This window comes from Gammaproteobacteria bacterium (assembly GCA_027296625.1).
Lineage (GTDB): Bacteria > Pseudomonadota > Gammaproteobacteria > JAKEHO01 > JAKEHO01 > JAKEHO01.
Window position 1 is genome coordinate 1 of record JAPUIX010000158.1, and the last position, 21,013, is coordinate 21,013.

The window sequence follows — 21,013 nt, forward strand, 5'->3', positions numbered from 1 at the left end:
TTAGATTATACATTTAATTATGCACGTGAACTATACTGGAGCCCGGGCCTTAACCCCTATCCAGGCTACGCGGTGACGCCAAGCACCTGCCATGTGCACTGCAGCATGCTCTGCCCGGGGATCCCAAACGCGCCCATGTGCACTGAGTACCAAGCAACGACCATGACCAAGCAATCGAAACGTCCGGGCGATGATACCGGAATCTTCCGCCGCGCCGTGGGCGACGTTAAGCGCCTACCACAAGATCGCGCGGCGCTCGACAAACCTAAACCACCGCCGGTCCCAGTCCAGAGACAGCTGGATGAGCAGCAAGTCACAAAGGCGCTGCTGTCGGGTCAATTTGATGGAAGTGAACTGGAAACAGGAGAAGAACTCCTTTATTTGCGTCCTGGCGTGCAACGCACTGTGTTTCGCAAATTGCGGCGTGGTCAGTTCACCGTTGAGGCGGAACTTGACCTCCACGGGATGAATGTCGATAAGGCGTCCGGGAGGCTCGCCGAGTTCCTGACCGAATCCCAGTCAAGGGATCGGCGATGCGTGCGGATCGTCCACGGCAAGGGGCACCGATCACGCAACAAGCAGCCGGTACTAAAAAACAAATTGAATAATTGGCTACGCCAGCGGGATGAGGTCTTGGCATTCTGTTCAACACGTCCTGTAGACGGAGGGACCGGCGCGGTTTATGTGCTACTTAAGCGCCGCTGAAGGCGAAAGCAACTGACCCAACAGTTCTCGCCAGAGAGCACTCGCCTGCTCAAGTGCTCCGATCACTAATTAGTCGTCAATAGCACAACCGCATGGGCCACGATGCCCTCTCCGCGTCCCGCAAAGCCCATGCCTTCGGTTGTGCTTGCCTTGACATTGACCGATTCAACGTTGATGGTCACATCGGCGGCAAGGTTTTTTCTCATGGGCGCAAAATAGGGCGAGAGCTTTGGCGCCTCAGCGACAATGGTAATATCCGCATTGGCGACCCTCAAACTGTTGTCCTTGAGTAACTGAACAACCTTACGCAATAGGATGCGGCTGTCGATCCCCTTTAACTCAGCCTTGGAATCAGGAAAGTACTGACCGATATCGCCCAAACCAGCCGCACCCAAGAGTGCGTCACACAAGGCATGAATGACCACATCACCATCAGAGTGCGCAGCCAACCCTTGATGGTAAGGAATGGTTACACCGCCAAGGATGAGCGATGACCCTTCCTCGAATCGATGGGCGTCGTAGCCGTGGCCTATGCGCATGCTTCTCGCTCCTGTCGGCGTAAATACAGCTCGGCCAGTGCAAGGTCCTCTCGATTGGTGATCTTAATATTGTCCGAGTGTCCCTCAACCAACCTCGGCGCTGCACCCGCAAGCTCCATGGCCTGCGCCTCGTCCGTTACCTTCTGGCCTTGCGCCAGCGCCGCCTCAATGGCACAGCGAAGGGCTTCTAGGCGAAACATTTGTGGCGTCAGCGCATGCCAGAGGCCGTGGCGTTCCACGGTCGCCTGTACGGTATTATCCAGCTGACCTCGCTTGATGGTATCGCGCACCGGCAGCGCGAGCAGTCCACCCACCGGATCATCCGCCAAGACATCCAGCAAGCGATTGATATCTTCTTCACGCACACAAGGCCGCGCTGCATCGTGCACCAACACCCAATCCTCAGACCGGGCAACTGTCTCAGCAGCTTTCAGTCCATTGAGCACGGAATGACATCGCTCAACACCGCCGGTCGCGACGATCACCTGATTGCTGTAGGGGAGTTCAAGTGCTTGCCAGTGACTGTCATGCTCAGCGATTACTACGACAACCCCTTTGATGCGTGGATGGGTGCAAAAACGATTCAGCGTATGTTCGATGACCGGCCGACCACGCAATGAAAAATATTGTTTCGGAACATCGCCGCCCATGCGTTCGCTAATCCCGGCAGCGGGAATTACCGCCCAGAAGTGCTCGCCTGTCATTCAGCCGCTAATCCTGAGCGGGCACGTCTGTCCCTGTTGTCTCTGATTCATTAACGAATAAATAAAACGTTTCGTCCGTCGCAATCATCCCCATCTCGCTGCGGGCTCGCTCTTCGATGGCTTCAAGTCCTTGCTTGAGATCCTGGACTTCCGCCTCAAGGGACTCGTTTCTTTCCTTAAGTTGCTCGTTTTCCAGAATTTGTGCCTCCCTAGCCTGATCCAAGCGACGTACCTCGGTGAGACCACCATGTCCGAACCATAACTTATATTGCAGCAGGATAAGGAGCAGCGCGAAAATGACCCCGAGTGTCCTCATGGTTAGACCATGGAAATCACTGGTGTCACGGCATCCTTGATCACGGCAGTCATATCATCATGATCCCGCATCGTGACAGCGTCAGGCACACGATTCAGAAAAACGGGTAAATGCACTTCGCCCAGGATACACAGATCGATCCCCAAGCTGTTCCTCGATCAGCATCAGGCGATTATACTTGGCCACCCGGTCTGAACGTGATAAGGAACCGGTTTTTATCTGCCCAGCGGACGTGGCCACAGCCAAATCTGCGATCGTTGTATCCTCGGTCTCCCCAGACCGGTGGGAGATAACCACGGTGTAACCGGCAGCCTTTGCCATTTGAATTGCCGCAAGAGTCTCAGTGATTGTCCCAACCTGGTTTACCTTAATAAGGATTGAATTGGCGATCCCTTTGTTTATTCCCTTTTCCAATAATTTGGTATTGGTGACAAACACATCATCACCAACCAATTGGACGCGTGAGCCTAATCGTTCGGTGAGCAAGTGCCAGCCGTCCCAATCATCCTCGGCCATGCCATCCTCAATCGTGATGATAGGATACCGATCCGCCCAAGTTGCAAAGACATCAACTAATTCTTGAGCCGAAAGGGCGCGATTCTCTGAGGCCAATACATAGCGCCCATCCTTGAAGAATTCTGAACTCGCTGCATCGAGGCCTAATAGAATGTCTTCACCCGCCTGGTAGTCCGCCTGCGCGATCGCTTCCAGGATCACTTCAATGGCTGCCTCGTTTGAAGGGAGATCAGGTGCAAATCCACCCTCATCGCCGACGGTCGTGTTTAGCCCTCTCGAATGAAGCACGGCCTTTAAGGCATGAAAGATCTCCGCCCCATAGCGTACCGCCTCGCGGAGACTCGTGGCGCCCACCGGCAGGATCATAAATTCCTGGAGATCAACATTGTTATCGGCATGAGCACCACCGTTGATGATATTCATCATAGGAACCGGCATGTGAAATGCGCCATCGGTGCCCAGATACTCATACAGGGCAACACCCGCTTCACTGGCAGCGGCTCGAGCTGTTGCCATGGAAACAGCAAGGATGGCATTTGCACCAAGCCGCTCCTTAGTGGGCGAGCCATCCAGGTCAATCATGGTCTGATCAACGCCCACCTGATCCGAGACATCCATCCCTTTAAGCATGGGGAAGATTTCGCGGGTAACATTCGCCACGGCCTTCTGCACGCCCTTGCCGCCGTAACGCCTGGGATCGCGATCACGGAGCTCAACGGCCTCCCGTGTGCCAGTGGAGGCACCGGAGGGAACCTTGGCGGTACCCGCCACACCGGTTTGTGTCATCACAGTGGCTTCAACGGTTGGATTGCCGCGCGAATCCAGAATCTCGCGGGCTTGAATCGCTGTGATCGCGGACATCTACTCTACCCTACAAACCCCGCCTATCCATCTCGTGCAACACTCATACACCGTGCGTCTTCACCTGTTCATCCAAAAGTTTGAGCGTCTCCAGTAGCTCGCGCATCTTGCCGAGAGGCCATGCGTTGGGTCCGTCACTTAACGCCTGATCAGGATGGGGATGAGTTTCCATGAACAAACCAGCAATACCGACTGCCACGGCGGCGCGTGCAAGTGCAGGAACCATCTCGCGCTGACCGCCTGATCGATCACCCTGGCCACCAGGCAGTTGTACTGAGTGCGTCGCATCGAAGACAACCGGACAACCGGTTTCGCGCATTACGACCAGCGAGCGCATGTCGGAAACGAGGTAATTGTAGCCAAAGCATGTGCCCCGTTCACAAACGAGGATCCGTTCATTCCCAGTAGCCTTGGCCTTGTGCACGACACTCTTCATGTCCCACGGCGCAAGGAACTGACCTTTCTTTATGTTCACCGGGAGGCCTTGTCGGGCCACATTCTGAATGAAGTTAGTTTGTCGACAGAGAAACGCCGGTGTCTGCAGCATATCGACAACGTCACTGACCTCATCAAGCGGCGAATCCTCATGCACATCGGTGAGAACTGGGACACCGAGCTCACGCTTGACCTTGCCGAGTATCCGTAGACCTTCTTCGATCCCTAACCCCCTGAAACTCTCAAGGGAGGTTCGATTAGCCTTATCGAAAGATGACTTATAGATAAAGGAAATGTGCAGTTCGTCAGTGACTGCTTTGAGCTGCTCTGCACTATCTAAGGCGAGTTGCTCATCTTCGACTACACAAGGCCCGGCAATGAGAAAGAATGGGGCGTTAACATCCACCTCAAAATCAAATAGCCGCATTCTTGATCTCAGGGCTCTTTGCTTGATGGTACTTAATCGCGGCCCGGATGAATCCGGAGAATAGCGGATGACCATCCCGTGGCGTAGAGGTGAATTCGGGATGGAATTGACATGCGATAAACCATGGGTGGGCCGGGTTTTCGATAATCTCTACCAATTTACCGTCCATCGACGTCCCGGCGATCAAAAGCCCCGCATCCTGCAGTTTGGCCCCATAGGAACCATTAAACTCGTAACGATGTCGATGCCGTTCCACGATCACAGGTTTCCCATACATCTCGCGAACCCGTGAACCCGGGACTAAACGACATTTCTGCCCTCCCAGCCGCATGGTGCCGCCCAGATCCGAATGCTCATCACGCCGTTCAACTGTTCCATCGGAAGAGATCCATTCGCTAACCAGTGCGATGACCGGATGAGGCGTTTGCGGATTAAACTCAGAACTATTCGCGCCTGCTAGGCCTGCCTGGTTGCGGGCGAACTCGATCACCGCAACTTGCATACCTAGACAAAGACCCAAATACGGAATCCCTTGCTCTCGGGCAAACTTCACTGCTTGTATCTTGCCTTCGATACCTCGCACGCCGAAACCGCCTGGGACGAGAATCGCATCCACGCTGTTAAGAGATCCCGTACCCGACGCTTCAATGTCTTCTGAATCCACGTAACGAATGTTTGCCCGGATGCGCGTGTGGATCCCTGCATGGATCAGAGCTTCCGAGAGAGACTTGTACGAATCCATGAGATTTACGTACTTGCCCACCATAGCGACAGTAACCTCAGCCTCGGGATTTTGCATCACATCAACTACGGCGTTCCACTCACTTAAGTCGGCCAACGACGCGTCTAGGCGCAGCTTATCCACGACGATGGCATCCAGCCCCTGTTCATGTAACAGCTTCGGGATCTTATATATGTTGTCGACATCGACCGCCGAGATAACCGCCTTCTCGTCAACATTTGTAAACAGCGCGATCTTTTTTTTCTGAGCCTCTGGGATAGGGCGGTCTGTGCGGCACAGGAGAATATCCGGCTGTATACCGATCGACCGCAGCTCTTTTACAGAATGCTGCGTCGGCTTTGTCTTCATTTCCCCAACGGTGGGTATGAATGGAACCAGCGTCAAATGTATGAAGACGGTACGCTCAGCCCCAAGTTCGATCCGCATTTGACGAATGGCCTCAAGAAATGGTAGAGATTCAATGTCACCTACGGTTCCACCAATCTCTACCATGGCCACTTCAGCATCGCCTGCGCCACTCATGATGGAACTTTTAATCTCATCGGTAATGTGTGGGATCACCTGGACCGTGGCGCCCAGATACTGTCCGTGCCGCTCCTTACGAATGACACTCTCGTAAATTTTACCTGTCGTAAAGTTATTGCGTCTCCCCATCGTGGTGCGCACGAAGCGCTCGTAGTGCCCCAAATCGAGGTCTGTCTCCGCTCCGTCTTCGGTGACATAGACCTCGCCGTGTTGGAACGGGCTCATGGTACCGGGGTCCACATTAATATAGGGATCAAGCTTTAAGAGCGTCACTCTGAGGCCTCGCGCTTCGAGGATGGCCCCTAACGAAGCAGATGCAATGCCCTTTCCCAACGAGGACACGACGCCGCCAGTAATAAAGACGAACTTTGTCTTAGACATCACGCGTACATTACAAAAAAAAGGTCCTGCCGCAAGGCCCTTTACGCCCCGTTATGCACACCGAGACGTTCGACCTGGCAGCAACGAGATTACTGACTATGGCTAACCCCCTCTTCTGGGTGTTATGAACGCCAGCAGATCGCAACAAAACACCCGAAATCAAACATAAGGCCGAGAAGCCCCACAAGAGGGATCAATGTGCTAAAAGGACGGGAGTAGAAAGTACCAGAATGGCGCCGGTTTCTCAATCAAATCCACATGTCGCCCGAAACGGAGTAGCACCGGGCCACGTCATCCTGTAACGTACGCCCAAGCAGAACGATTCAATATTCAGAGCCCCCACCAAGCCCAACGGGTCACCGATCTCGCGCCCCCATGCATTCAGATCATCTATTTCGAGGGATCGGCTTCGCTCTTGCCGCCGCGCTCAGTTTCGCTGGCATGGGTGCCACCGTCAAGCTTGCCTCTGAGTCATTATCAAATGAAATGATCGTATTTCTGCGCAATCTTTTTGGACTCATTGTGCTCGCTCCCTGGCTGTATCAGAGCGGCATTAGGACCTTGGCAACGCGACGCTTCACTCATCATCTCGTCCGGACCCTTTTCGGACTTGCCGCGATGTATTGTTTCTTTTACGCCATTGCGCACCTGCAGCTTGCTGAAGCCGTTTTACTCAATTTTAGCGCGCCGTTATTTATCCCCATTATCGCCTTGCTTTGGTTGGGAGAGAGCTTAACAGCACGCTTAGGATCTGCAATCATCGTCGGCTTCCTTGGCATCAGCCTCATTTTAAAGCCTGGTATTGGGATACTCTCTGACGCGGTGTTTGTCGGCCTGGCTTCGGGCGTCTTCGCTGCCGTCGCGATGGTGAGTATCCGCCGCTTATCAGACACCGAGCCAACCCTACGGATCGTCTTTTATTTTGCGGTGATCTGCACCCTTGTCTCAGCGTTGCCACTCATCTGGAACTGGCAGACGCCGGCGCTTGGGGCACTTGCAGCGATGGCCGTCGGTGGGGCCTTCGCAACCATTGGGCAACTGTGCCTCACCCACGCCTACACCCTAGCGCCCGCCGCGCAGATCGGGCCATATACCTATGCGACGGTAATATTTGCCGCAGCGATCGGCTGGGCGATTTGGGGAGAGGTCCCTGATCGACTTACAATGCTAGGGACAACGTTGGTATGCATAGCCGGGATCCTCGCGCTGAGCCTTTCACCAAAGCGCCAGGCGGCTGCGCGCATCACGATTCATGAATAAATCAGAATAACGATCTACTCTTGCCGGCTGACAAGCATACGGGCGATATATTAAGAGCGGGCAGGCGTTCCGCCACCGAGAACCGATAGCGGATTCGAAAGGATGATTTCAGTAGGGATCCTGGATCCAAATGGTTAAAATTATGACGCTAGCAGAAGGCACGCGGCGGTTGGAGGGGGAGCGTCCTGCAATGCCAAACGGATGGAAGACATCACCAAGCTACATTAGCTGAGCACCCAGGCGCCGTTGATGGGTGCCGCCCGACGATCCGTTCATTGCCGATCAAAAACAACGGCCAATGACTCACTGCATAATCACGGGACAACAATGCTGAATCTTTAAACAAAGAAATTAAAAGCCCCCAAGCCAAAAAACCACTTCAAACCGGGGGCATATGACAAGGCGAAACTCCTCATTAGAATTTATTCAGCGTTGGTGATACGGGCGAAAAAAAAAGGAGGATTTCATCATGGCACTTGATCCAACCAAACACGCTGATTGGGAAATTGCAGCGGCGGCTGAGCAGAATATGAAAACAGCTCAGCAGCTCGCTGACGAATTGGGTATTGCGAACGATGAACTGCTCCCGCACGGACATCATATTGCAAAGATTGATTATGCAAAAGTCCTGAGCCGCCTGAAGGACAAACCGGACGGCAAGTTTATTGAAGTCACGGCCCTTACGCCAACACCGCTCGGAGAGGGCAAATCGACGACGACGCTCGGTCTGTTACAAGGAATTGGTAAACGAGGTAAAAAAGTGACGGCCTGCATTAGACAGCCGTCCGGTGGCCCGACATTTAACATTAAGGGTTCAGCCGCCGGAGGCGGACTTTCTCAGTGTATACCTCTGACTGAGTTTTCACTTGGACTGACTGGCGATATCAATGCCGTTATGAACGCACACAACCTCGCCATGGTCGCACTTACGGCAAGAATGCAGCACGAATTCAACTATGACGACGCAACGCTCGCAAAGCGTAACCTGAGTCGACTCAATATCAATCCGAAGAATGTCGAAATGGGCTGGGTTATCGATTTCTGTGCCCAGGCCCTTCGCAATATCATCATCGGCATCGGCGGCAAGATGGATGGCTTCATGATGTCCTCAAAGTTTACCATTGCCGTTTCTTCAGAGGTTATGGCCATACTTTCCATCTTCAGCGACCTTGCAGACTTCAGAGAACGGATAGGTGCTATCGTGGTCGCATACGACAAACAAGATAACCCTGTCACTACGGAAGATCTCGAGGTTGCAGGCGCCATGACAGCCTGGATGAGAGACGCTATCAATCCGAATATGCTTCAATCCATCGAAGGGCAGCCCTGCTTTGTGCATGCAGGCCCGTTTGCAAATATCGCTGTGGGGCAATCATCGATCGTCGCCGACAAGATGGCCCTGAAGCTGGCGGACTACCACATCACTGAATCAGGATTTGGTGCGGATATCGGGTTTGAAAAATTCTGGAACGTGAAGTGCCGCTACTCCGGAAACATTCCCAATGTCTCGGTCATTACCGCCACGATCCGCGCCTTGAAGCACCATGGCGTAAATGCCGGCGCCCCGCCGGTTGTACCCGGCCGACCGATACCAAAAGAATACCTTGAGGAGAATCTCGCATGGCTTGAGGATGGTATGGCAAATGTGATACATCATATCAATACCGTAAAGAAGGCCGGCATTAATCCTGTTGTTTGCATCAACGCCTTTCACACGGATACAGAAGAAGAAATCAAGCTGACAAAGAAGATGTGCGAAGAAGGGGGAGCGCGGGTTGCAGTTTCACGCCACTGGCAATACGGCGGCGAGGGGGCCCTGGAGTTGGCCGATGCGGTCATGGATGCATGTAATGACAAAGTCGACTTTAAGTTTCTCTACGATCTGGATACGCCACTGCGCAAGCGCATCGAGCTGATTGCCAAAGAGGTCTACGGCGCGGATGGCGTAAGTTACACCGCAGAAGCGACGGCCAAAGCAGAAAAATTCGAGAAAGATCAGAAGCTTAAGGACTATACGACAATGATGGTCAAAACCCATCTGTCCCTGTCGCACGATCCCAGCCTCAAAGGCGTACCTAAAGGGTGGACCCTTCACATTCGCGATTTCCTCACCTACGGCGGGGCACGGTTTATCTGTCCTGTTGCCGGAAATATCAGTTTGATGCCTGGTACCGGATCCGATCCCGCCTATCGCCGGATCGACATCGATGTCGATACCGGCAGAGTGAAAGGATTATTTTAGTGCTTTCACCTGAGATGGGGAGGCTGCACTCGCGAGGAACGGATCCCAAATAACCAGGTGCCTGCCTGTCCCGTGGCGGCTAGCCGGTCCAACCTAACCCTTCCGCGACACAGTTAATACTAAGCAACAAAGGCACAAGATCGGACTGCTTCACCTTTTTTGCGCGGCGGAAGCGCTTGATCAATTTGACTTGCTCATAACCGATCTGATTAAGGGTCGGCAGCCTTCGTCCTAGCCGGCGCCTAAAACGCGGAAACCGTTCACAGAGTCCCTGACCGGTGATTTGCAATATCATCTTGACGGTCCGGTGATATTCGTCCTCGATCATGGAAAAGATCTCATCTCGAACACTTCTATCTGGCACAAGGTCCGCGTACTCACGGGCGATGGCAAGATCTACCTGCGGTAAGGTCTTCTCTGCCTCGTCAACAATTAGCCGAAACAAACGCGATTCATTGAACATGCGCCCGAGTAATTGCTCACCTAGCCCTCCGCGCACAGCGATAAAGCGCTCGAGTCCCGTTCCGATCCCATACCAGCCCGGCACCATATGTCGGTTCTGTGTCCAGGCGAACACCCAGGGGATCGCCCGTAGATCATTGAGCGTCTTGGCGCCAAAACGCCGTGCCGGTCGTGATCCGATCTTGAGCAGCACCAACTCATCAACAGGACTCGCCGCCTGATAGTAGGTCACCAAGCCGGGATGCTCCGCCAGTTGCCGATAAGCCGCATAGGCGGCACCAGATAACGCCTCCATGGTCTCATCGAACTCCGGATTGGGTTTGAGCTCCGGTTCTTTTCCCGATTTGAGCGAATGCTCGAGCACGCTTGCCGCGATTAGTTCCATATTATATTGGGCGGTACCGCGGTTCGCATACTTGTAAGTCACGACTTCACCCTGCTCGGTCAGACGCAATTGGCCATGGACCGATCCCGCTGGCTGCGCAGCGATCGCTCGTCCCGTCGGCGCGCCACCCCGGCTCACCGACCCCCCACGGCCATGAAAGAACGCGATGGGAATGCCGCACTCCTCCCCAACGCGCGTCAGCTTCGCCTGGGCTTTGCTCAACTCCCAATTCGATGTCAGAAAGCCACCGTCCTTATTGGAATCTGAATACCCAATCATGACTTCCTGAACCCCGCCAAGATCACGCACCGTTCGCCGCACCACTGGGATCGAGAGAAGCTCCCGCATAATCGTCGGCGCCGAATTCAGATCCGTTATGGTTTCAAAAAGCGGATCCACCAGCAAGGTCGCGCGTTCAATCCCTTCCGCATCAGCAAATAAGCCCGCGTATTTTTCGAGGAGATAGACGCCCAGCACATCCGCTACTGACTGTGTCATGCTCAAGATAAAATTCCCGGTTGCCTCCCGATCCACCTCCAAACTCATGTCACGCACGACCCGAAGCAGCCCTATGGTCGATGCGGCTTTCGGTCCAAATCCGTCTAATTTCGGCAAGCCATTGAGTGGTCGCGCAAGTTCTCTAATCAACCATTCCTTCCATTCGTCTGAGGTGGGATCCGGTAGAGACTCTATTGGTTGATGGGTGAGGTGGCGCCACAATTCAGCCAGCGTACGGTTAGTCACCGTGGTATTTTCGCGTACGTCCAGGCTGACCGTCCTGAAACGAAAGATCTCCACCTCTCGCCGCAGCGGGCGTACCAAACTTTTGGCCAATGATTCGCATTCAGACTCCACAAGCCCGGTTTCCATGATGTTCAGATCACGAATGAGTTCATCGGCACTGGCGTAGGTCGGACTCTTTGAATCGGGCGCCTGATTATCGGCGCCTGAAAGGGTCGCATCTAACTTTCGGAGCATGCACATGGCAAATTGCCTGAAGACCTCGCCGGGATTGCGCACAGCGATGCCGTCTTTATCCCCGCTCTCCTCCAGCGTGCGGCTAAGTGCTTCCAGGTACTTTTCTGATACATTGAGCGCGTGTTCCGCGATACTGCTGGTTCGTACCAAGTGCTCGAGCCTCTGCCGGTATCGTGTAAGAGATACAAGACGGTTAGTTAACATCGTGTCCTTAGTCACTTCGTTGGTAACGAATGGATTGCCGTCGCGGTCACCGCCGATCCAAGACCCGAACTGAAAGAAGGGCGGTATGCGAAACGTATGCTCAGGATAATGTTGGCCGAGGGTCCATTCGAGCTTTTCCAGGAGTTCCGGCACGCGCTCGAACAGGGACTCCTCGAAAAAATGCAGGCCCCATGCAACTTCCTGGGCCACGGTGGGCTTTTCCAAGCGGAGCTCACCGGTAAGCCATAAGAGGTCAATCTCATTTTTCAGATCACTAACCAGTGCCTCTCGCTCCCGGGGCGTCCAACGAGGCGACTCCAATTCCATCAGCAAGAGATAGATGCGCCGGTGTATCTCCAGGACCGTGACGCGCTTGGCCTCGGTGGGATGGGCCGTGATCACCGGTCGCACCCGAGCCGTATCGAGCAGCGCTTGAATCTCTTCCGCCTTGACCTTTGATGCCGCCGCATTCGCAATTACATAGGGCAGCGTACCCTGGACCTGGTCGGCCCCCCGTTGTCGTTCGACCTGCCGTCGCCGGCGCATGGCCGCGTTCTGCTCTGCAATACTCAAGAGCTGGAACCAAATTCCGTGCGCTTGTAGGAACCGCAGTAACAATTCGCGCTCATTGCTGGGCGCCGGCACCTCGCCCCTAAAGGCGGGCACAATAGCCGGATGGCGGGCGTGGATGACGTCCCCGAGCAGCCTAGATAGGAGGCCAATGACCTCGTTTGCATAGGCGGCGGCCGCCGCCTCAGGATCGTCTACCGGGGAAGAGACTGGGGGTGGTGCAGAAAGGATTGGGTCCTCAGTCACACAACTTTGTCACGCGGGGTCTCACCGGCGAAGAACGTCTTGACGTTTTCCAGCGCACGCATGCCCATCGCTACACGGGTCTCTCGTGAGGCACTGCCAAGATGGGGAAACAGGACCACATTCTCCATTGCAAGCAACTCCTTCGAGACCTGCGGCTCGTTTTCATAGACATCCAGAGCAGCACCGGCAATGGTACCGTCTTGCAGAGCCTTGACCAGCGCCTTTTCATCAACGACATCACCACGCGACGTATTGATGAGAAAGGCAGTTGGTTTCATCAGCGCCAACCTTTCTGCGTTGATCAAATAGTGTGTCTCCTTACCAGCTGGGCAGTGTACCGAAACAACATCCGCATCCTTAAAGACGTCTTCCAGTGTTTCACATGGCTGCGCTTCTAGGGCTGCGACAACGTCCTTAGGCGGTGGATAGGGATCATAAAAAATAATGTTCATGCCAAAACCAAAATGCGCCCGCTTCGCCACGGCCTTCGCAATTCGTCCCATGCCAACAAGGCCCAAGGTCTTGCCACTCACCTTCGTTGCGAGCATATGGGTGGGTCGCCACCCGGTCCACGACTTGGAGCGAACATGCCGCTCGCCTTCACCCGCTCGCCGCGCCACCATGAGCAGCAAGGTCATGGCGGTATCCGCCGTACAGTCGGTCAGCACGTCCGGGGTGTTGGTTACGGTAATACCCCGCTCCTTTGCAGCGTTCAAGTCAATATGGTTGAACCCGACACCAAAGTTCCCAAGGATTTTTGCCCTCAGGGGCTCGGCGCTGAGGACCTCGGCGGTGATCTTGTCCGATACCGTAGGCAGTACCGCATCGGCACAACGGAGAGCCTCCTGAAGTTCTGTGACACTCATGGGGTGGTCATTCTCGTTGAGCTCTACGTCAAAGAGCGCCTTCAGCTCTTCCTCCACCTCTTCCGGCCAACGCCGGGTCACGATAACCTTTAGCTTCTCCATGAACGCTTACTAATTCGCCTTCTTAAGCACGTCTGCCACGGTGGCACCCAACTCGGCGGGACTCGGCGCCACCCTAACGCCCGCATCTTTCAGTATTTCGACCTTTTCCGCGGCACTCTCACCAAAGGCGGAAATGATGGCCCCTGCATGACCCATCCTGCGGCCCTTCGGTGCGCTCAGCCCCGCGACGTAAGCAACTACCGGCTTCGACATGTGATCCCGCACAAACTCCGCCGCTTCTGCTTCCTGAGGCCCACCGATCTCACCGATCATCATCACAGCCTTTGTTTCATCGTCTTCTTCAAAACGCTCCAGGATGTCCTTGAAGGAACTGCCGTTGATCGGGTCCCCGCCAATCCCCACGCTGGTTGACACCCCGATGCCGAGTTCCTTCATCTGTGACGCGGCCTCATACCCGAGCGTGCCGGATCGCCCCACAACACCCACTGGACCGGATACATAGATATGACCCGGCATGATCCCCATCATCGCCTTTCCGGGGCTGATGACGCCGGCACAGTTAGGTCCAATTAAACACATACGCTGATCCTTCTTGTAGCGCCACATATAGCGCTTCACCCTGATCATGTCATGGGCCGGGATCCCGTCCGTGATGGCAACGCACCCGCGTATCCCCGCATCAGCCGCTTCCATGATCGAGTCACCCGCAAACGGGGCGGGCACAAAGATGATACTGGCGGTTGCGCCTGTTTCTTGGACGGCCTCCTTGACCGTATTGAATACTGGCTTACCCAGGTGGATCGTGCCGCCCTTGCCGGGTGTGACGCCACCCACAATGTTGGTCCCGTACTCCATCATCTCCGTGGCATGGAAGGTGCCGATCTGACCCGTAAAACCCTGAACGATGACTTTTGTCTTTTTATCTAGCAATATACTCATGGCTCGAATCCCTCGAAAAAACTAGTTACCCCGTGCCTCTTTCCATGAAGCAACGACTCGATCGGCCGCCTCGGCCAGCGTATCCGCACTGATGATCGGCAGGCCGCTGTCCTTTAATATTCGGCGGCCCGCTTCAACGTTTGTGCCGGCAAGGCGCACGACCAACGGGATCTTCAGTTTGATATCTTCGACAGCTTGCACCACGCCCTCCGCAACCCAATCGCAACGGTTGATCCCAGCGAAGATATTCACCAACATCGCCTGCACATTCTCATCAGACAATACCAGGCGGAATGCCTTGGCAACCCGCTCCGGCGATGCGCCGCCACCGATATCAAGAAAGTTCGCCGGCTCACCCCCCGCGTGTTCGATCATATCCATGGTTGCCATCGCAAGCCCTGCACCGTTGATGATGCAGCCAATGTTGCCGGTGAGGGCAACGTAACTGAGCCCGCGATCCGCCGCCATCATCTCTCGCGGATCTTCTTGTGACTTGTCACGTAGCTCAGAGATATGGGGATGCCGGAACAGGGCGTTATCATCGAAGGTCATCTTGGCATCCAGCGCGACTAGCCGCCCGTCCTCCGTGACTACCAATGGGTTGACCTCAACCATGGTCGCATCAAGGTCCCGAAACGCCCGATAACATCCAAGAAATGTCGTCACCGCCTGGCTGACCAGCGCTCGCTCCAGACCCAAACCAAAGGCAACCTCGCGGGCCTGGAAGGCCTGCATCCCCACCGCTGGCTCAATGCTGGCCCGCAGGATCGAATCCGGCTTCTGGCGCGCGATCTCTTCGATCTCCATACCGCCTGCCGACGACGCGACAACCATGATCCTCTCTGACTTACGATCCAGCACAAAGCCTAGATACAGTTCGCGCTCGATGGCCGTCGCCGCTTCAATATAGAGCCTGTGCACGACCTTGCCCTGGGGCCCCGTTTGATGCGTGACAAGCCGCGAACCGAGCAACTCATCCGCCGCCTGCAAGACTTCACGGTCGCTTGAGCAGACTTTGATGCCGCCCGCTTTACCGCGGGCACCCGAATGGATCTGCGCCTTCACAACCCACTTCTCGCCGCCAATTTCCTTTGTCCGATAGGCCGCCTGTTCAGGACTGTATGCGAGCCCACCGGCCGGTACCGTGACACCGAAATCCGAGAGCAGTTCTTTTGCCTGATATTCGTGGATATCCACCGCTTACCTCCTTAAGATGGCGTCAGTTGGCCTTCTCCTTTGCCCGGATTGCCTCGTCGACCTTGACAACATTTTCCGCCATGCGGGCAGAGGCTGCATCAATCATCCGACCATCGAGCTGCGCCGCCCCTTTGCCTTCCCGGGCTGCCTTCGCCAAGGCCTCGAGAATACGTTTCGCTCTGTCCACCTCTGACTCGGGGGGAGAAAAGACCTCGTTAGCGAGCGGTATCTGAGACGGATGGATAGCCCACTTGCCCTCGATCCCCAACGCCGCACCCCGCTTTGCCGCCAAGACATAACCTTCCGGATCATTGAAATCACCAAACGGTCCATCAATAGCACGCAACCCATAAGCGCGACAGGCAACCGTCATGCGAGAAAGTGCGGCATGCCATTGATCGCCCGGATAGTCTGGATTGAGCCCCCCGATGTTGACGGTTCTTGCCCTACAACTGGCGGCATAATCCGCAACGCCAAAGTGCATCGCCTCCAAGCGCTTACTCGATGTGGCGATCGCCTCGACATTGGCCATCCCAAGGGCCGTTTCGATCAGTACTTCAAGTCCAATGCTGTGTTCAATTCCTTTCGCCTCCTCAATTTGACTTACCATGGCATCAACCATGTAGACATCGCATGGCGTCCCCGCCTTTGGAATCAAGATTGTATCAAGGTGGCTTCCAGCCTGTTCCAGCAAATCGACCACATCCCTGTACATATAGTGGGTATCGATGCCGTTGATGCGAACAGAGATGGTTTTGCCTTTACCCCGCCAGTCGATCTCATTGAGCGCCTCGATAATATTTTTGCGCGCCGGCTCCTTATCGGCCGGCGCGACGGCGTCCTCGAGATCAAGGAAGACATAATCCGCACCACTGTCAGCGGCCTTAGCGATCATCTTTGGATTAGAACCAGGCACCGCCAGCTCACTGCGTTGCAGCCGCACACGGGTGGGTTCATAACGAGTATGACTCACAATCCACTCCTCCCTAATTTATGGGGCCAAACTGCTGAGCATAAAAAGCGCCTCTCCCGATTGCGGTCTTTATGAAAGAGTGCGCCTGGGGTGCCAGCTTACATGGCAGCCGTTGCCCCTTTACTGGTATCGAACGCCTCGGCCATGCTGCGAAGGAATTCTTCAGCGGCCGCGACACCGCTGCCCGGTTCGATATCGATCCCGATATCCCGCATCGACATCTCCGAACCGACGATCGCGCTCAAGATCATGAGTTCATTGAGATCACCCAAATGACCGATGCGGAAAATCTTTCCCGCGACCTTATTCAGCCCGACACCCAGCGAAAGATTGTAGCGCTGGTAGGCCACTTTAACGACATCGGATCCATTGAATCCCTCTGGCACATAGATGCCACTGACCGTATCGGAATACCATTTCGGTTCCTTGGCACAGAGTCTGAGGCCCCAAGCATCTACCGCTCGGCGCACTGCCTCGGCCAAGCGATTATGACGCGCAAAGACATTCTCAAGCCCTTCCTCGAACAACAGATTGACGGACTCGCGTAAGCCGCGTATGAGCGTCATCGCCGGGGTATATGGGAAGAACCCATCCTTATTGGTCTTGATCATATCCTCGAAGTCGAAGAATGTGCGGGGCAACTTGGCGGCTGTTCGAGCTTCCAGCGCCTTTTGACTGGCACAAACGATGGCAAGACCGCACGGCAGCATGAAGCCCTTTTGGGAGGCGCTGACAGCCAGGTCCACTCCCCATTCGTCCATGCGGAAGTCGATACTGGCAATTGAACTCACGCCATCGACGTAGAATAAAGCCGGATGATTGGCTGCATCCAAGGCCTTGCGAACACCGGCCATGTCGCTGGTCACGCCAGTCGCTGTCTCGTTCTGACACGCAAGAACCGCCTTGATTTCATGGTTCTTATCAGCAGCGAGCCGCTCCGCATATTTCTCCACGGGCACCCCTTCGCCCCATTCCACTTCCATTACCTCAACATCCAAGTTGTGACGTTGGCATAGATCAATCCACAGGTGAGAAAAGTGACCAAAGCTTGAAGCCAAGACCTTATCCCCCGGTGAAAGGGCATTGCTAATAGCCGCCTCCCAACCGCCGGTCCCTGACGCCGGGAAAATGAAGACTTGTCCCATTTTGGTCTTGAAGACTTTCTTTAAATCTTCGTAAAGAGCAAGCGTAAATTCCGGCAGATCAGGGGCCCGCTGGTCTTCCATTGGAATGTCCATGGCCCGGCGAACTCTGTCCGGAACGTTGGTAGGTCCAGGAATAAAGAGGAAATTACGTCCGGGCATAATTGTGCGTCCTCCAAGTTTTATAGGAATACCGTTTGATTTTATTGACGTTATGGTTATTATCGTCGTTTCAGACGGGGCCGGAACCGATGGAAAAATAGCCCCCGGCGCGACGCTATGAAGCGCCGAACTCTACCACGCTACGCCAAACATACGCATCCAATTACACCTTGTAGGCGCTTGGTTTGCAAGCGAAAACAAAGCGCGAAGAGGCTAGCGCCAACAAGCGTACAAAACCGCCATTTAGCGTCGCGACCCACTAATTTTCAAAGCGAATCAAGGCCCCTTGTGAGATCGACCTTAATATCTTCGACATCTTCTAAGCCGACCGATATGCGAATCAATCCTTCTGTAACCCCCGCCTCTGCCCGCTCCTCGGGTGTTAACCGCCAGTGCGTGGTCGTTGCTGGATGAACGATCGTCGTTTTCGTATCTCCAAGATTTGCCGTGATGGACAGAAGCTGTGTCGCGTCAATCACCCGCCATGCAGCATCCCTTCCGCCATTAAGCTCAAACGACACAATTCCGCCGTAATCACTTTGTTGCCTCCCTGCAAGCACATGCTGTGGATGTGATGCAAGACCCGGATAATAGACACGTGCAATTTGAGATTGCTGCTCCAACCACTCTGCAAGCTTAAACGCGTTCGCGCTGTGTGCGCGCATGCGTAAATGCAGCGTCTCAAGCCCCTTTAGAAAGACCCATGCATTAAATGGACTCATTGCTGGACCGGCGGTCCTTAGAAATCCAAAAATCTTTTCCCCAAGCAGTTCTTCACTGCCAACGACCGCTCCGCCCATACAGCGTCCCTGTCCATCCAGATATTTGGTCGCAGAGTGAATAATGATATCGGCGCCCATGGCCAGCGGTTGTTGTAGCGCTGGCGTACAGAAGCAGTTATCGACGACCAGCAAGCAGCCTTTGGCATGGGCAAGATCGACCAAGCGACGAATATCGGCAATCTCAGTAAGCGGATTGGATGGCGTCTCCAAAAACAAAAATTTTGTCTGAGTGCGGATCGCGCCTTCCCAAGCATCGTAATCCGTCAACGGCACAAAGCTCGTTTCAAGACCGAAACGTGGGAGTATCGCATTTAACAAACTGACCGTGGTGCCAAAGATACTCCGTGATGAAACAATATGATCCCCCGCGCCTAGAAGCCCCATACAGGTGCTAAGTATCGCAGCCATACCTGATGCAGTCGCAACGCAGCGCTCACCGCCCTCCAAGGCCGCGAGCCGCTCTTCAAATGTGCGAACTGTCGGATTAGTGAAACGGGAATAGATATTGCCGGGCTCTTCTCCGGCGAATCGCGCGGCCGCCTGCGCCGCATTTTTAAACACGAAGCTAGAGCTAGCAAAAATGGGCTCGCTCTGCTCACCTTCCAACGTCCGGACTTGGCCAGCCCGAACTGCACGCGTATGAAATCCGTATTGTAGGGGATCGATCTTTACCATAACGCCTTCTCCACCATTTCGAGCCATACCCTCAGATCATTCATTAGGTCATAAAAAAACCCGCCTTCAGCTTCCGCTAAAGCAGGTTTCCTCGCTTTAGCAGAATTTCTTACGCGCCCGCAAGCTGACGTCAAATCGGCGCACTTTCCCGAAGCCTAGAGAATTCGGGCGAGGATGTCAATAAATGCTGTTAGTTCATGCGCTATTCGATAAATCGGTCAAGGCGACCTCTCCACCCTCCCGTTGAACCTTCGCTTTATCAGAGCGCAGAACTTCTAAATGATCAAGATAATCCCGACTCACATCGCCGGTAACGTACTCTCCTGTAAAACAGGAAGTATCAAACTGCTTAATCTTCCGATTACCTTTTCTAGCTGAACCGATCAGGTCATCCAGTTCCTGGTAAATTAGCCAATCCGCGCCGATCTCCTTTGCGACTTCTTCTTCCGACCTTCCATGTGCGACGAGTTCGTTAGCGGACGGCATATCAATCCCGTACACGTTCGGGTACCTAACGGGTGGCGCGGCGGCGGCAAAATATACCTTCCTCGCACCCGCCTCACGCGCCATCTGGATAATCTCACGCGATGTGGTACCACGTACGATCGAATCGTCAACAAGCAACACATTCTTGCCTTTAAACTCCAGGCCAATCGCATTTAGCTTCTGACGCACAGATTTTTTCCGTACCGCCTGACCAGGCATAATAAATGTGCGTGTTATATAACGATTCTTGATAAAGCCTTCGCGGTATTTAAGGCCCAGTGCGTACGCTAGCGGAAGCGCCGCCGTGCGACTTGTATCCGGAATCGGAATTACAACATCAATATCATGATCGGACCAAAGCTTCATGATTTTTGCCGCGAGTTTTTCGCCCATCCGTAGCCGCGCTTTGTATACAGAAATACCGTCAATGATTGAGTCCGGACGCGCCAGGTATACATACTCGAAAATGCAAGGCGAAAGGAGCGGGGTATCCGCGCATTGTCGGGTATGAAGCTTCCCGCTAGCCTCGATGAAAACGACCTCACCCGGTTCGATATCACGCACGAGATCAAAACCCAGCGCGTCGATCGCGACGCTTTCCGATGCAATGATGTATTCTGTACCTCGTTTCGTCTTACGCTCGCCGAACACGATCGGACGTATACCGTGGGGATCTCTAAACCCTAAAATCCCGACTCCAGCGATCATCGCGACCGCTGCGTAACCTCCTCGACAACGTCGATGCAACTTGGTGATGGCTGTGAAGATGTCTTCGGCGTCGATCTGGAGCTTTCCAAGCCTCTGCAACTCGTGTGCAAACACATTGAGTAGCACTTCGGAGTCTGATTCCGTGTTAATGTGCCGGAGGTCCTCACAAAAGAGAGCACGCTTTAATTCCTCACCGTTTGTCAGATTACCATTGTGTGCAAGGGTGATCCCGTAAGGCGAATTGACGTATAAAGGTTGGGCCTCGGCAGACGACGAGCAACCAGCCGTCGGGTAGCGCACATGTCCAATCCCGAGCCTCCCTTTTAGATTCATCATATGGTGCGTATAGAATACGTCGCGAACTAGCCCGTTATTCTTTCGCAGGTATAGGCGCCCGTCCTCGTAGGTCACAATACCCGCAGCATCCTGTCCACGATGCTGGAGCACGGTCAAGCCATCATACAAAGCCTGATTGACATTAGTCTTTGCGACGATTCCAATTATTCCACACATTGCTGGTCC

The 21,013-nt window shown here is 54.3% G+C and carries 17 protein-coding genes; 3 read left to right on the forward strand and 14 right to left on the reverse strand.

Going from position 1 to position 21,013, the window contains the following annotated elements; genetic code table 11:
- Positions 1 to 162: 162 nt before the first annotated feature.
- A complete protein-coding gene (locus O6944_09335; protein ID MCZ6719337.1) occupies positions 163 to 705 on the forward strand; it encodes a Smr/MutS family protein in 543 nt (180 codons plus the stop codon).
- Between the two features lie 65 nt (positions 706 to 770).
- On the opposite strand, the gene ispF is transcribed toward O6944_09335, so the two are convergent.
- From ispF to O6944_09365, 6 genes are all read right to left on the reverse strand, one after another.
- Positions 771 to 1,244, reverse strand: coding sequence for a 2-C-methyl-D-erythritol 2,4-cyclodiphosphate synthase (gene ispF / locus O6944_09340; GenBank protein ID MCZ6719338.1), 474 nt, complete (start codon positions 1,242 to 1,244; stop codon positions 771 to 773).
- A complete protein-coding gene (gene ispD, locus O6944_09345; protein ID MCZ6719339.1) occupies positions 1,235 to 1,948 on the reverse strand; it encodes a 2-C-methyl-D-erythritol 4-phosphate cytidylyltransferase in 714 nt (237 codons plus the stop codon). Before ispD ends, ispF begins: the two co-directional genes overlap by 10 nt.
- Before the next feature lie 7 nt (positions 1,949 to 1,955).
- Complete coding sequence (gene ftsB / locus O6944_09350) at positions 1,956 to 2,264, reverse strand: cell division protein FtsB (protein ID MCZ6719340.1); 309 nt, start codon at positions 2,262 to 2,264, stop codon at positions 1,956 to 1,958.
- 81 nt (positions 2,265 to 2,345) lie between these two features.
- Entirely contained in the window at positions 2,346 to 3,641 is a 1,296-nt protein-coding gene (eno, locus tag O6944_09355; GenBank protein ID MCZ6719341.1) for a phosphopyruvate hydratase, read from the reverse strand.
- Between the two features lie 43 nt (positions 3,642 to 3,684).
- Entirely contained in the window at positions 3,685 to 4,503 is an 819-nt protein-coding gene (gene kdsA, locus O6944_09360; GenBank protein MCZ6719342.1) for a 3-deoxy-8-phosphooctulonate synthase, read from the reverse strand.
- Entirely contained in the window at positions 4,490 to 6,151 is a 1,662-nt protein-coding gene (locus O6944_09365; protein ID MCZ6719343.1) for a CTP synthase, read from the reverse strand. The genes kdsA and O6944_09365 overlap by 14 nt, the downstream gene beginning before the upstream one ends.
- A gap of 375 nt (positions 6,152 to 6,526) precedes the next feature.
- Here O6944_09365 and O6944_09370 point away from each other — a divergent pair, with 375 nt between their 5' ends.
- Positions 6,527 to 7,411, forward strand: coding sequence for a DMT family transporter (locus tag O6944_09370; protein MCZ6719344.1), 885 nt, complete (start codon positions 6,527 to 6,529; stop codon positions 7,409 to 7,411).
- A 469-nt stretch (positions 7,412 to 7,880) separates the two neighbouring features.
- Complete coding sequence (locus tag O6944_09375; protein ID MCZ6719345.1) at positions 7,881 to 9,653, forward strand: formate--tetrahydrofolate ligase; 1,773 nt, start codon at positions 7,881 to 7,883, stop codon at positions 9,651 to 9,653.
- 79 nt (positions 9,654 to 9,732) lie between these two features.
- Here O6944_09375 and O6944_09380 read toward each other — a convergent pair whose 3' ends face one another.
- The 8 genes from O6944_09380 to purF all read right to left on the reverse strand — a co-directional run bounded on the left by O6944_09380 (position 9,733) and on the right by purF (position 21,004).
- Positions 9,733 to 12,498, reverse strand: coding sequence for a phosphoenolpyruvate carboxylase (locus tag O6944_09380; protein MCZ6719346.1), 2,766 nt, complete (start codon positions 12,496 to 12,498; stop codon positions 9,733 to 9,735).
- On the reverse strand, positions 12,495 to 13,466 hold the full coding sequence (locus O6944_09385) for a D-glycerate dehydrogenase (GenBank protein ID MCZ6719347.1): 972 nt from the start codon (positions 13,464 to 13,466) through the stop codon (positions 12,495 to 12,497). Before O6944_09385 ends, O6944_09380 begins: the two co-directional genes overlap by 4 nt.
- 9 nt (positions 13,467 to 13,475) lie before the next feature.
- On the reverse strand, positions 13,476 to 14,366 hold the full coding sequence (sucD, locus tag O6944_09390; protein ID MCZ6719348.1) for a succinate--CoA ligase subunit alpha: 891 nt from the start codon (positions 14,364 to 14,366) through the stop codon (positions 13,476 to 13,478).
- 21 nt (positions 14,367 to 14,387) lie between these two features.
- Positions 14,388 to 15,563, reverse strand: a complete 1,176-nt coding sequence (locus O6944_09395; protein ID MCZ6719349.1) for a malate--CoA ligase subunit beta — start codon at positions 15,561 to 15,563, stop codon at positions 14,388 to 14,390.
- Positions 15,564 to 15,585: 22 nt separating this feature from the next.
- A complete protein-coding gene (locus O6944_09400; GenBank protein ID MCZ6719350.1) occupies positions 15,586 to 16,536 on the reverse strand; it encodes a CoA ester lyase in 951 nt (316 codons plus the stop codon).
- A 98-nt stretch (positions 16,537 to 16,634) separates the two neighbouring features.
- Positions 16,635 to 17,840: an aminotransferase class V-fold PLP-dependent enzyme gene (locus O6944_09405; GenBank protein MCZ6719351.1), complete on the reverse strand. Its 1,206-nt coding sequence runs from the start codon at positions 17,838 to 17,840 to the stop codon at positions 16,635 to 16,637.
- Between the two features lie 266 nt (positions 17,841 to 18,106).
- Positions 18,107 to 19,297 carry an O-succinylhomoserine sulfhydrylase gene (locus tag O6944_09410; GenBank protein ID MCZ6719352.1) on the reverse strand — a complete coding sequence of 397 codons (1,191 nt, stop codon included), beginning with the start codon at positions 19,295 to 19,297 and terminating at the stop codon, positions 18,107 to 18,109.
- A gap of 195 nt (positions 19,298 to 19,492) precedes the next feature.
- Positions 19,493 to 21,004, reverse strand: a complete 1,512-nt coding sequence (purF, locus tag O6944_09415) for an amidophosphoribosyltransferase (protein ID MCZ6719353.1) — start codon at positions 21,002 to 21,004, stop codon at positions 19,493 to 19,495.
- Positions 21,005 to 21,013 lie beyond the last annotated feature (9 nt).